This is a genomic window from Streptomyces sp. NPDC028368, from assembly GCF_055565615.1.
Map to the genome: position 1 here is coordinate 623,422 of NZ_JBVHTY010000002.1, position 13,409 is coordinate 636,830.

Sequence of the window (13,409 nt, forward strand, 5' to 3'; positions counted from 1 at the left end):
GCCATCCGGGCGAAGCCGCTGGTCACATGGTTTGCCGCACCGGTTGTCAGTGCGGGGTCGTACGGTGGATCCCATGCGGCCCGTATCAAAGATCGAACGCACGGTGGCGCCCTTCGAGGTCGTCAGCTCCTACCAGCCCAATGGCGACCAGCCGGCGGCCATCGCCGAACTGGAGCAGCGCATCCGCGGGGGTGAGAAGGATGTCGTCCTGCTGGGCGCGACCGGCACCGGCAAGTCGGCCACCACCGCGTGGATGATCGAGAAGCTGCAGCGCCCGACGCTCGTCATGGCGCCCAACAAAACCCTCGCGGCCCAGCTCGCCAACGAATTCCGCGAGCTGCTGCCCAACAACGCCGTCGAGTACTTCGTCTCCTACTACGACTACTACCAGCCCGAGGCGTACGTCCCGCAGTCCGATACGTACATCGAGAAGGACTCCTCCATCAACGAGGAGGTGGAACGGCTGCGCCACTCCGCGACGAATTCGCTGCTCACCCGGCGCGACGTCGTCGTGGTCGCCTCGGTGTCCTGCATCTACGGCCTGGGTACGCCGCAGGAGTACGTCGACCGGATGGTGCCCCTCAAGGTCGGCGACGAATTCGACCGCGACCAGCTGCTGCGCCGCTTCGTCGACATCCAGTACACCCGCAACGACGTGGCCTTCACCCGTGGCACGTTCCGGGTGCGCGGCGACACCATCGAGATCTTCCCGGTCTACGAAGAGCTGGCCGTGCGGATCGAGATGTTCGGCGACGAGGTCGAGGCGCTGTCCACGCTCCACCCGCTCACCGGCGAGGTCATCAGCGAGGACCGGGAGCTGTACATCTTCCCGGCCAGCCACTACATCGCCGGGCCCGAGCGCATGGAGCGGGCCATCGCCGGGATCGAGGCCGAGCTGGCCGACCGCCTCGCCACGCTGGAGAAGCAGGGCAAGCAGCTGGAGGCCCAGCGGCTGCGGATGCGCACCACGTACGACATCGAGATGATGCGGCAGATCGGCTCCTGCTCGGGCATCGAGAACTACTCGATGCACATGGACGGCCGCGAGCCCGGCTCCGCGCCCAACACCCTCATCGACTACTTCCCGGACGACTTCCTGCTGGTCATCGACGAGTCGCATGTCACCGTCCCGCAGATCGGCGCCATGTACGAGGGCGACGCGTCCCGTAAGCGCACCCTCGTCGACCACGGCTTCCGGCTGCCCTCGGCCATGGACAACCGGCCGCTGAAGTGGGAAGAGTTCCTCGGGCGCATCGGCCAGACCGTCTATCTGTCCGCGACCCCCGGCAAGTACGAGCTCGCCCGCGGCGACGGCTTCGTGGAGCAGATCATCCGCCCGACCGGCCTGGTCGACCCGGAAGTCGTCGTCAAGCCCACCGACGGGCAGATCGACGACCTGGTGCACGAGATCCGCAAGCGCACGGAGAAGGACGAGCGCGTCCTGGTCACGACCCTGACCAAGAAGATGGCCGAGGACCTCACGGACTACTTCCTCGAGCTCGGCATCCAGGTCCGCTATCTGCACAGCGACGTGGACACCCTGCGGCGCGTGGAGCTGCTGCGGGAACTGCGTGCCGGCGAGTACGACGTCCTGGTGGGCATCAACCTGCTGCGCGAGGGCCTCGACCTCCCCGAGGTGTCCCTGGTGGCCATCCTGGACGCCGACAAGGAGGGCTTCCTGCGCTCCGGTTCGGCACTGATCCAGACGATCGGACGTGCCGCCCGTAACGTCTCCGGCCAGGTGCACATGTACGCCGACAAGATCACCGCGGCGATGGAGAGGGCCATCGAGGAGACCAACCGCCGCCGGGAGAAGCAGCTCGCGTACAACAAGGAGAACGGCATCGACCCGCAGCCGCTCCGCAAGAAGATCGGCGACATCGTGGCGACGATCGCCCGGGAGGAGATCGACACCAAGGAGCTGCTCGGCACGGCGTACCGCAAGCCTTCCGAGGGGGCGGGGGGCAAGGGCGCCAAGGCCCCGGTGCCGGCGCTCGGCGCGAAGGGCAAGGGCGGCAAGGGCGGTGCGGCCCTGACGGACCGTCCGGCCGCCGAACTGGCCGAGCTGATCGAGGAGATGACGGAGCGGATGCGGGCCGCCGCGGCCGAGCTGCAGTTCGAGGTCGCGGCCCGGCTCCGCGACGAGGTGGGTGAACTGAAGAAGGAGCTGCGGCAAATGAAGGAGGCCGGGGTGAGGTGACGGGCGTCGCCGCACGTCGGCGCGGGCGGGTGTGTTGCAGAAGCGCCACAAAACGCGGCACCGTGACGTCCCCGCCCCGCCGTCATGCGTAGGGTCGAAGGCACCGCCGGAAATGCGGGCGGGGACGTACGGAGAGGGGAACGGCGCGTGACCGTCAATTTGTCCAAGGGGCAGGGCATCAGCCTGCAGAAGTCCGACGGAGGCACCCTGACCGCGGTGCGGATGGGCCTGGGCTGGCGTTCGGCGCCGCGCCGTGGTCTGTTCGGCCGGCGTACCAACGAGATCGACCTCGACGCCTCGGCGGTGCTCTTCGCCGACAAGAACCCCGTTGATGTCGTCTTCTTCAAGCACCTCGTCAGCGACGACGGTTCGGTGCGGCACACCGGCGACAACCGGGTCGGCGGCGCCGGCCAGGGCGGCGACGACGAGGCGATCGTGGTGGACCTGGCGCGGGTGCCGGTGCACATCGACCAGATCGTCTTCACCGTCAACTCCTTCACCGGCCAGACCTTCGCCGAGGTGCAGGACGCCTTCTGCCGGCTGGTCGACGAGACCAACGGCCAGGAGCTGGCCCGCTACACCCTCACCGGCGGCGGCAATTACACCGCGCAGGTCATGTCCAAGGTGCACCGCGCGGGCAGCGGCTGGGCGATGACCGCCATCGGTGCGCCCTCCAGCGGCCGCACGTTCCAGGACCTGGTGCCCGCGATGCTGCCGCACCTGTAACACCGCACCACAGCGGCAGCGCGCACCGGGCCGCGCCGCCGCCGTACCCCGGGCGGCCCGCCCGACGCCCGGCCCGGGACGTACGCCAACCAGGGGGAACAACAATGACGGCCGAGCTGGTCCGTGGGCAGAACCATCCACTGGACCGAACCCGGGTGGAGATCCGTGTCACCGCGGGCGGCCCCGTCATCGCCGGGGTCACGCTCGGCGATGAGCAGGGCAGGCTCCCGGGCGTCGAGGCGGTGGCCCATCCTGGGGCGCCCCGCCGCACGGGCATCGAGGTCCCCCGACAGGCCGCGTCCGAGCACCGCGTCGCGGTGGATCTCGACGCCTTGCCGGACGCCGTCCACCGGGTGAGCGTGCTGCTCGCGCTGCCCACCGGGGCCGGCGGACACACCGGTTTCGGCGCGGCCGACGCGCCGCGTGTGGCGGTCACCGGCCTCGACGGCACTCCGATCGCCGGCTACACCATCACCGGCCTGGGCGCCGAGTCCGCCGTCGTCGCCGTGGAGCTCTACCGCAGGCAGGGCGCCTGGAAGGTGCGCGCGGTCGGCCAGGGCTACGCCGACGGCCTGGTCGCCATGCTGCGCGACCAGGGGCTGCCCCAGGCGGCCGAGCTGGCCGACCGAATCGAGGAGGCGGTCAGCCTGGGCCAGGCCCGCGCGGTGCCCTCCCCCAAGCTCTCGGCGCTGCTCGAGCAGGGGGTACCCCCATCGGTGGCGGCCGGCCGCGGCGAGCAGAGCGCGGCGGCCCCGGCGGACGCCGCCGCGCCCTCGAAGGGCGGCGCACCCATCGACTACCACCACCCCGGGCGCCGCACCACGCCGGCACCCGCGCCCTCCGCCGCCCCCGCCCCGCCGGACGGCCCGTCGGCCCCGGTGGCCGGTGACGCCGCGGGGTGGAGCATGGACGAGCGGCTCTACAACCAGGTCTGGGGGATGTTCGAGGATCTGGCCCGCTCGGTGGCCGCCTACCGCAGCGCCTGCGACTTCGCCGAGTCCCGCCTGGAGCAGGAGCTCGACAAGGCCCTCGCCGACCCGCGCAGCCGCCTCGGCACGGCCGCCGACGCCGCCCGCGCCACCGCCCGCGACAAGCACGCCGCCCTGGTGACCCAGGCCCGCGCCGCCCTCGACCGCGACCTCGCCCAGCTCGCCGCCGAATCGGACGTGGTCGAACCCGCGCTGCCGCCCGCCTTCGCCCGCTGGGACAGCCCCGTCTGGCAGGGCTACCACGTCCCGCTGGAGCCGCCGATGGCGCTGCGGCTGGGCGATCTGCATCTCCCGGAGGTCCTGGACCTGCGCATCCCCATGCTCGTACGCCTCCCTCTGGAGCGCGGGCTGTGGATCGACAGCGGGCCGGCCGCCTACGCCCACGGCCTGGACCTGGAGCGCGACTATCCACGCCGGGAGCTGGGCAGCGCGCTCACCGACGGGCCGCCGGACGAGGCCGAGCTGCGCCGTGGTGCCCTGGAGGCCGCCGTCGCGGTCGCCGTCCGGCTGCTCGCCGTCCATCCGGCCGGGGACTTCGCCGTCCAGGTCATCGATCCCGGCGGTACGGCCGTGCCCGCGCTCGCCCCGCTGCTGGAGACCGGCGCGCTGCGCGAGCCCCCGGCGGCCGGCGCCCAGGGGGTGGCCACGGCCCTGGAGGCGCTGACCCGGCGGGTGGACCTCGTTCAGATGGCGGTGCGCAACCGCGCCGCCGATTCCCTGCCGCCGGACGTCGACATCGCCGAACAGCTGCTGATCGTGCACGACTTCCCGCACGGCTTCGACGACCGCGCCGTCACCCAGCTCCGTTATCTGGCCGACGAGGGACCGGCGGTCGGGGTGCATCTGCTGATGGTCGCCGACCGCGCCCAGGCCCAGGAGTACGGCCCGGTCCTCGATCCGCTGTGGCGGTCCCTGCTGCGGATCACGCCGGTGCCCGACGCCCACCTGGCCGACCCCTGGGTCGGGCACGCCTGGACGTACGAGCCGCTCCTCGCCCCGCGGGGCAGTCAGGTGCTGCGGCAGGTGCTCGGCCGTCTCGCCAAGGCCCGCCCCGCACCCCGTCACTGACCCACTCCAGCCACCTGACCAGCGAATTTACCCTTCCCTTTACTCTTCCTTGGTCTTCCTTTACTCTTTCAAGTGCGGAGGGGAGTATTCCTGCTATCCCTGCTACGACGTACCCGTCATCACGGATTCGAGTGTGACGAGATCCCGGGGCGTCGGCCCGGTGCAGTGACCGCGATCGGCGTGGTCCCGGGTGGAAGAGACCTCCGGCAGCGACGACGCTGTGAGTGCCGTACGACTCTGCCGGAGGAGCAGTGGACGTTTCCCTGACCCTGTGGGCGCTGACCATTCTCGGTCTGTGTGCCCTGATTGCCGCCGACTTCTTCATCGGCGGCCGCAAACCGCACGAGGTCTCCCTCAAGGAGGCCGGAATCTGGACCGGCGTGTGGATCGCGCTGGCCGCGCTCTTCGGCCTCGGGCTGCTGCTGTTCGGCGGCGCCGCCCCGGCCGGTGAGTTCTTCGCGGGCTTCATCACCGAGAAGTCCCTGAGCGTCGACAACCTCTTCGTCTTCGTCCTGATCATGGCGAAGTTCGCGGTCCCAACGATCTATCAGCAACGGGTGCTGATGGTCGGTGTGCTGATCGCGCTGGTGCTGCGGGCCGGATTCATCGGTGCCGGCGCGGCGATCATCGCCAACTTCTCCTGGATCTTCTACCTCTTCGGCGCGTTCCTCATCTGGACCGCGTGGAAGCTCATCAAGGAGGCCCGCGCCGAGGAGCAGGACGAGGAGTTCGAGGAGAACCGCTTCCTCAAGCTGGTCGAGAAGCGCTTCCCGTCGACCGATACCTACCACGGCACCAAGCTGTTCGTCGTCGAGAACGGCAGACGCCTGATGACGCCGATGCTGATCGTCATGCTGGCGATCGGCACCACCGACGTCCTCTTCGCGCTGGACTCCATCCCGGCGATCTTCGGCCTCACCCAGGACCCGTACATCGTCTTCACCGCCAACGCCTTCGCCCTGATGGGCCTGCGGCAGCTGTACTTCCTGATCGGCGGGCTGCTCAAGAAGCTGGTCCACCTCTCGTACGGCCTGTCGGTCATCCTCGGATTCATTGGCGTGAAGCTGGTGCTGCACGCGCTGCACGAGTCGGGGGTGAGCGTTCCGGAGATCAGCATTCCGGTCTCGCTGGGCGTCATCTGCGCCGTCCTCGTCGTCACGACGATCACCAGCCTGCGCTCCTCGAAGAAGCAGACGGCGGCCGAGGCGAGGGCCAGGGACGACATCCACGCCTGACGGTGACGCCCGCGCGGCTGGTGTCCCGTACGGCTACGGGCCTACCAGCCGCGCTCGCGCCACTCGGCCAGATGCGGCCGCTCCGCGCCCAGCGTGGTGTCGTCGCCGTGGCCCGGATAGACCCAGGTCTCGTCGGGCAGCCGGTCGAACAGCTTGGTCTGTACGCCGTCGATCAGGGCGGCGAAGTTCTCGGCATCGCCCCAGGTGTTGCCGACGCCCCCGGGGAAGAGGCAGTCCCCGGTGAACAGATGCGGGGCGCCGTGCGGGTCGTCGTAGACCAGGGCGATGCTGCCCGGGGTGTGGCCGACCAGGTGGCGGGCGGTCAGTTCGACGTGGCCGACGGTCAGGGTGTCGCCGTCCTCGAGCGGGACGTCGGTGGGCACCGGAATGCCCTCGGCGTCGTACCGTCCCGCGTACGTCCGCGCGCCCGTCGCGTCGACCACCTCGCGCAGCGCGCCCCAGTGGTCACCGTGCCGGTGCGTGGTGACCACGGAGGCGATGCCGCTGTCGCCGATCAGTGCGAGCAGGGTGTGCGGCTCGGCGGCCGCGTCGATCAGCAGCTGCTCGTCGGTGGCCCGGCACCGCAGCAGATAGGCGTTGTTGTTCATCGGGCCGACCGCGACCTTCGAGATCATCAGGTCGGTCAGTTCATGCACGTCGGCCGGTCCGCCGACCTTCACTGCTCCGCTGTAGGCCATGGATCCACTCTAGAGCGGGGGGACCTCGGGCAGGGCGGAGCCGGAGACATCGAGTCCGCCGCCGTCACCGCGTCCGGTCAGCCAGCCGACCAGGCCGGCCGCGGAGCCGGTCACCACCAGGGGCACGGCCCCGGCGCCCGCCCCGGAGACCGGCCGCCCGGTGCGCAGGCTGCGGCCGTCGTGGGTCCGCAGTTCCAGGGCCGGCAGATCCGGGTGCCCGGCGAACTTCACCGTGGCCAGGAAGTCCAGTTCGCGCTCGACGAACCCGGGCACGAGCTGGTCGAGGGAGTAGCCGACACCGAGGTCGATGTGGTGCAGCTCGACCTCGGCCAGCCGGCGCAGCGCCAGGCGCTCGGCGCGCTCGACGACGCCGTTGCGCATCTCGACTTCGTAGGCCCGGCGGCTGTCCGGCAGGGCCCTTGCCGCCGCGTCGAAGCGGGCGGCGCTCTCCCGCAGGTCCTCCAGGTGGTCGGCCAGCGGGCGGTCGGCGTCCCGCTCGATGTCGCTGTCGCGGGCCGTTTCGCTCGCGTACATGGGAGTGGGGACGCCCGTACGAGCCCAGGTGAGGAGGTTGCCGAGGGCGTCCGCGTTGCGCGCGAGGTGGGCGAGGAGATGGCCGCGGGTCCAGCCGGGGAGCAGGCACGGTTCGGCGATCGCCTCGTCGTCCAGTTTGCCGGCCGAGATCAGGAGCCGGTCGGTGGCCTCGCGGACGGCGCTCGTGTCGCGCGGGAAGTCTGGCGCGGTGTCGGTCATACTCCGACGCTAGCGCCACCGGGGCGAGTTCGGGAGGCTGCCGACGTTCTGCGGGGCGTACGCGGTGGCGGTGGAGGGGCGGGCGGCAGGCCGGAAAGCGCCGCGCCGTCCGCCCTCTCCTCAGGACGCCGCGCCGTCGGGCGTCCCGAACCACCGGCGCAGGGCTGCGTCGAGCCCCTGCGCTGCGCCTCCGGCGTCGGCCGCCCAGGCGGTGCAGCCGTCCGGGCGCACCAACAGGCCGGTGAGGCCGGGCCGCCCGGTGCAGGCGGCCGTGTGCACCCGTACCCGGCCGCCGTACCCGGCGGCGCGCGCACGGAGCTCGGGGTCGTCGGCGAGATCGAGCAACAGGGCCTGTCCGCGGTGGAGCAGGTCGGCGAGCCGGGTGCCGTCGGACAGTTCCAGGTCGGGTGCGCTGCGTCCGGTCAGCGGATGGTCGCCCGGCAGGTCGTAGCGCTGCCAGACGCCGGAAATCTTCTTGGCGAAGAAGGTGGTGGCGTCGACCGTGCCGGTCAGTTCCGCGATCACCTCGCGCAGCGCGCGGGCATGCGATTCCGGCCGCATCAGCGCCACTTGGGCCCGGCTCCACTCCAGCACCCACGCGCCGATGGGGTGCCGCTCGGCGGTGTAGGTGTCGAGGAGCCCCTCCGGCGCCCAGCCCCGGACCGTGGCGGCCAGCTTCCAGCCCAGGTTCATCGCATCGCCGAGGCCGAGGTTGACGCCCTGGCCGCCGAACGGCGAGTGCACATGCGCCGCGTCACCGGCCAGCAGCACCCGCCCCGAGCGGTAGTCGGGCACCTGGCGGGCGTTGTCCGTGAAGCGGGTGGCCGAGTGCACCTTGGTGACCGTGACGTCCGGTACGCCGGAGACGTGCCGCAGCGAGGTCTGCAACTCCTCGGCGGTGATGGGCGCCTCGCGGTCCGCGGGCGGTCCGTCGAACTCCGCGGTCAGGATCCGGCCGGGCACCGGGCCGTGCACATACGTCCCGGTCTCGGTCCAGTTCCAGCCGATTCCCAGGGCGTCGGCGCCGGTCAGCTCGACGATGGCCTGATGGCCGGTGATCTCGGGGGCCGTGCCGGGGAACGGGAAACCGGCGAGCCGGCGGACCGTGCTGCGGCCGCCGTCGCAGCCCACCAGCCAGCCGGTACGCAGCGAGCCGTCGGAGGTGTGGACGTGCACGCCCTCCTCGTCGGCGTCGAAGCCGGTCAGCGTCACACCGCGGCGCAGGACGACGCCCAGGTCGGCGGCGCGGGCGGCGAGCAGCCGCTCCAGGGCCTCCTGGGGTATCAGGCCGACGTCGTCGGCGGGGCCGGTCGAGCCGAAGTCCGGGTCCGACTCGTCCAGGAGGTCGCCGCGCAGCATGATGCCCGCGAAGTGCCCGGCGAACTTCGGCGGCGGCTTCACCTGGGAGGCGCCGGACACCTGCCGCTGCCGCATGAACGAGCTGAATTTCTCGAGGGCGGCGCGCTGCACCTCCATCAGGTCGGGCAGCATCCCGCGCCGGTAAAAGGCTTCCGCGCTGGGGGAGTTGATCGCCCCGGCCTTGATCGTCGTATCGACTTCGGTCAGCCGCTCCAGGACGACGACCGTTACGTCCGTCAGTGCGAGCTCACAGGCGAGCATCAGCCCCACCGGGCCGCCCCCTGCCACTACTACGTCTGCGTCATGGCTCATGGAAGGAAGTGTAGTCACTAAAAGTTTGTTGTGGCTAAAATTTAGAGCATGGGAGAAAAAGAGCGGGTCTCCGCGGAGGCGGGGCACACGGAGGAGGGCCGGCGCGCCGAGGGCGACGGGTACGCCGAGGGAGACGGGCTGACGCTGCGCGAGCGGAAGAAACTGCGGACCCGGCAGCGGATCTCCGGCGAGGCCACGCTGCTGTTCATCGAGCGCGGCTTCGACAACGTCACGGTCGCCGAGGTCGCGCGCGCCGCCGAGGTGTCCACGATGACGGTCTTCAACTACTTCCCGCGCAAGGAGGACCTCTTCCTCGACCGGATCCCGGAGGGGCAGGAGCTGATCACCCGCGCGGTCCGGGAGCGCCCGGCGGGGCGGACGCCGCTCGCCGCGCTCCGCCGGCTCGCCCTCGGCCTGCTGGCGCAGCGGCATCCGCTGGCGGGCGTGGGGGAGGGGTTCGAGTACTTCTGGCGCACGGTGCTGGACTCGCCCGCGCTGCGGGCGCGGGGGCGCGAGGCGGTCGAGGAGATCGAGAACACACTGGCCGGACTGCTGGAGGAGGCGGCGGGTGAGGGGGCCGGGGCGGGCGGCCGTTCTCCCGAGGACTCCCGGCTGGCCGCGGCGCTGATCATCGCGGCGTACCGCGTCGCGTACGCCGGTGCCGCGGCCCGGCAGCTGGGGGGTGACCCGGCCGATGCGGTGGCCGTTGACCAGGAAGCGGTGCTGCGGCGGACCTTCGACGCGCTGGAGCGGGCGCTGCCCGGCGGGGGCTGAGCCGGGGGGCCGGGCCGGCGGGGCGGGGTCACTGACCTGGCGTACGAGGGGAGGGGCGGGGGCGGGAAGGTTGTGGGGCCGCCACACGTTCGGGTGAAGAGAGCTTGCGCGTACCGTAAATCGAATGCACGTGCTATAGGCTCGTTATGGCATCACAAAGACAGTGCCGCGGCGGTCCCCATACCCTGGGGCGGGGGCTCCGCTCCGCTCCGCCGCCTCTGCTCGCTCACCGAGCGGCGGACGCAGAGCCGCGGCTCCCGCCCCTCTCCAAGAAAGGTGCCGACCGGCGTGGCCGACCGTCTCATCGTCCGTGGCGCTCGCGAGCACAACCTCCGCAACGTCTCGCTCGACCTCCCCCGCGACTCCCTCATCGTCTTCACGGGGCTCTCCGGGTCGGGCAAGTCCTCGCTCGCCTTCGACACGATCTTCGCCGAGGGGCAGCGGCGCTATGTCGAGTCGCTCTCCTCCTATGCCCGGCAGTTCCTCGGGCAGATGGACAAGCCCGATGTGGACTTCATCGAGGGCCTGTCCCCCGCGGTCTCGATCGACCAGAAGTCGACGTCCCGCAACCCCCGCTCCACGGTCGGCACGATCACCGAGGTCTACGACTACCTCCGCCTCCTGTTCGCCCGGATCGGCAAGCCGCACTGCCCCGAGTGCGGCCGCCCGATCGCCCGGCAGTCGCCGCAGGCCATCGTCGACAAGGTCCTCGAGCTGCCCGAGGGCAGCCGCTTCCAGGTGCTCTCCCCGCTGGTCCGCGAGCGCAAGGGCGAATTCGTCGACCTCTTCTCGGATCTGCAGACCAAGGGCTACAGCCGGGCCCGGGTCGACGGCGAGACCATCCAGCTCTCCGAGCCGCCGAAGCTGAAGAAGCAGGAGAAGCACACCATCGAGGTGGTCGTCGACCGCCTCACCGTCAAGGACAGCGCCAAGCGGCGGCTGACCGACTCCGTCGAGACCGCCCTCGGCCTGTCCGGCGGCATGGTCATCCTCGACTTCGTCGACCTCGACCCGGACGACCCGCAGCGCGAGCGGATGTATTCGGAGCATCTGTACTGCGCCTACGACGACCTGTCCTTCGAGGAGCTGGAGCCGCGCTCCTTCTCCTTCAACTCGCCCTTCGGCGCCTGCCCGGACTGCACCGGCATCGGCACGCGCATGGAGGTCGACCCCGAGCTGATCATCCCCGACGAGGACCGCTCCCTCGACGACGGCGCCATCCACCCCTGGTCGGGCGGCCACACCAAGGAGTACTTCGGCCGCCTGGTCGACGCCCTGGCGGACGCCCTCGGATTCCGTACGGACATCCCCTGGGCCGGCCTCCCGGCCCGCGCCAAGAAGGCCCTGCTGCACGGCCACAAGACCCAGATCGAGGTGCGCTACCGCAACCGCTACGGCCGCCAGCGGGCCTACACCACCCCCTTCGAAGGCGCCCTGCCGTTCGTCAAGCGGCGGCACTCCGAAGCGGAGAGCGACAGCAGCCGCGAGCGCTTCGAGGGCTATATGCGCGAGGTGCCCTGCCCGACCTGTGAGGGCACCCGGCTCAAGCCGATAGTGCTCGCGGTCACGGTGCAGGAGCGGTCCATCGCCGACGTCGCGGCCATGTCGATCAGTGACTGCGCCGACTTCCTGCGGGAGATGAAGCTCGACGCCCGCGAGAAGAAGATCGCCGAGCGGGTCCTCAAGGAGGTCAACGAACGGCTGAAGTTCCTGGTCGACGTCGGCCTGGACTATCTCTCCCTGAACCGCGCGGCCGGCACCCTCTCCGGCGGCGAGGCCCAGCGCATCCGGCTCGCCACCCAGATCGGCTCCGGCCTGGTGGGCGTGCTCTACGTCCTGGACGAGCCGTCGATCGGCCTGCACCAGCGCGACAACCACCGGCTGATCGAGACCCTGGTACGGCTGCGTGACCTCGGCAACACCCTGATCGTGGTGGAGCACGACGAGGACACCATCAAGACCGCCGACTGGGTCGTCGACATCGGCCCCGGCGCGGGTGAGCACGGCGGCAAGGTCGTGCACAGCGGCCCGCTCAAGCAGCTGCTGACCAACAAGGAGTCCATCACGGGGCAGTATCTGTCCGGCAAGCGGTCCATCCCGATGCCCGACATCCGCCGGCCCGCCGACCCGGCCCGGCAGCTGACGGTGCACGGCGCGAAGGAGAACAACCTCCAGGACATCGACGTCTCCTTCCCGCTGGGGGTGCTGACCGCCGTCACCGGCGTCTCCGGCTCCGGCAAGTCGACGCTGGTCAACGACATCCTCTACACCCACCTGGCGCGCGAGCTGAACGGCGCCAAGTCGGTCCCCGGGCGGCACACCCGCGTCGACGGCGACGACCTCGTCGACAAGGTCGTGCATGTCGACCAGTCGCCCATCGGCCGGACACCGCGCTCCAACCCGGCGACGTACACCGGCGTCTTCGACCATGTCCGCAAGCTGTTCGCGGAGACGATGGAGGCCAAGGTCCGCGGCTATCTGCCGGGACGCTTCTCCTTCAACGTCAAGGGCGGCCGCTGTGAGAACTGCTCCGGCGACGGCACGATCAAGATCGAGATGAACTTCCTGCCGGATGTGTACGTTCCGTGCGAGGTCTGCCACGGCGCGCGCTACAACCGCGAGACGCTGGAGGTGCACTACAAGGGCAAGTCCATCGCCGAGGTGCTGGACATGCCCATCGAGGAGGCGCTGGAGTTCTTCGAGGCGGTGCCCACCATCTCCCGGCATCTCAAGACGCTGCACGAGGTCGGCCTCGGGTACGTCCGCCTCGGCCAGTCGGCGCCGACCCTCTCCGGCGGTGAGGCGCAGCGCGTGAAGCTGGCGAGCGAGCTCCAGAAGCGTTCCACGGGCCGTACGGTCTACGTCCTGGACGAGCCGACCACCGGTCTGCACTTCGAGGACATCAGCAAGCTGATCACGGTGCTGGCCGGGCTGGTCGACAAGGGCAATTCGGTGATCGTCATCGAGCACAACCTCGATGTGATCAAGACGGCGGACTGGGTCATCGACATGGGACCCGAGGGCGGCAACGGCGGCGGACTGGTCGTCGCCGAGGGCACGCCGGAGGAGATCGCGTCGGTCCCGGCCAGCCACACCGGAAAGTTCCTGCGGGAGATCCTCGGCGACCGCGTCAGCGATGCCACGACGGTGACCGGAGCGGCGAAGAAGCCGGCCGCCAAGAAGGCCGTGGCCAAGAAGGCGGCGGCGAAGAAGACCGTGGCCAAGAAGGCGGCGGCGCGGGCCCGCCGGCTCACCTGACGCCCGGCGCGGGTACGTACGGCCGAAAGCCGCCGTA

General features: G+C 70.6%; 9 protein-coding genes. 6 read left to right on the top strand and 3 right to left on the bottom strand.

Going from position 1 to position 13,409, the window contains the following annotated elements; translation table 11 throughout:
- The first annotated feature begins 73 nt into the window (after positions 1–73).
- From uvrB to ACZ4S3_RS06290, 4 genes are all read left to right on the top strand, one after another.
- Positions 74–2,200 carry an excinuclease ABC subunit UvrB gene (gene uvrB, locus ACZ4S3_RS06275; RefSeq protein WP_467926710.1) on the top strand — a complete coding sequence of 709 codons (2,127 nt, stop codon included), beginning with the start codon at positions 74–76 and terminating at the stop codon, positions 2,198–2,200.
- A gap of 147 nt (positions 2,201–2,347) precedes the next feature.
- Positions 2,348–2,926 carry a TerD family protein gene (locus ACZ4S3_RS06280; RefSeq protein WP_467926715.1) on the top strand — a complete coding sequence of 193 codons (579 nt, stop codon included), beginning with the start codon at positions 2,348–2,350 and terminating at the stop codon, positions 2,924–2,926.
- Positions 2,927–3,030: 104 nt separating this feature from the next.
- Positions 3,031–4,983: a TerD family protein gene (locus ACZ4S3_RS06285; protein WP_467926719.1), complete on the top strand. Its 1,953-nt coding sequence runs from the start codon at positions 3,031–3,033 to the stop codon at positions 4,981–4,983.
- Positions 4,984–5,234: 251 nt separating this feature from the next.
- Entirely contained in the window at positions 5,235–6,218 is a 984-nt protein-coding gene (locus ACZ4S3_RS06290) for a TerC family protein (RefSeq protein WP_467926723.1), read from the top strand.
- Positions 6,219–6,259: 41 nt separating this feature from the next.
- Here the strand turns inward: ACZ4S3_RS06290 and ACZ4S3_RS06295 are convergent, their stop codons facing one another.
- From ACZ4S3_RS06295 to ACZ4S3_RS06305, 3 genes are all read right to left on the bottom strand, one after another.
- The gene (locus ACZ4S3_RS06295) at positions 6,260–6,916 is read right to left on the bottom strand and encodes an MBL fold metallo-hydrolase (RefSeq protein ID WP_467926726.1); all 657 of its coding nucleotides are present in this window, start codon (positions 6,914–6,916) and stop codon (positions 6,260–6,262) included.
- Positions 6,917–6,925: 9 nt separating this feature from the next.
- On the bottom strand, positions 6,926–7,669 hold the full coding sequence (locus ACZ4S3_RS06300; protein WP_467926730.1) for a maleylpyruvate isomerase family mycothiol-dependent enzyme: 744 nt from the start codon (positions 7,667–7,669) through the stop codon (positions 6,926–6,928).
- A gap of 120 nt (positions 7,670–7,789) precedes the next feature.
- Positions 7,790–9,340 (bottom strand): FAD-dependent monooxygenase, encoded by a 1,551-nt coding sequence (locus ACZ4S3_RS06305; protein ID WP_467926734.1) that lies wholly within the window; start codon positions 9,338–9,340, stop codon positions 7,790–7,792.
- A gap of 48 nt (positions 9,341–9,388) precedes the next feature.
- Here ACZ4S3_RS06305 and ACZ4S3_RS06310 point away from each other — a divergent pair, with 48 nt between their 5' ends.
- Complete coding sequence (locus ACZ4S3_RS06310) at positions 9,389–10,114, top strand: TetR/AcrR family transcriptional regulator (RefSeq protein ID WP_467926738.1); 726 nt, start codon at positions 9,389–9,391, stop codon at positions 10,112–10,114.
- A 288-nt stretch (positions 10,115–10,402) separates the two neighbouring features.
- Positions 10,403–13,372 (top strand): excinuclease ABC subunit UvrA, encoded by a 2,970-nt coding sequence (gene uvrA, locus ACZ4S3_RS06315; protein WP_467926743.1) that lies wholly within the window; start codon positions 10,403–10,405, stop codon positions 13,370–13,372.
- The last annotated feature ends 37 nt before the right edge of the window (positions 13,373–13,409 follow it).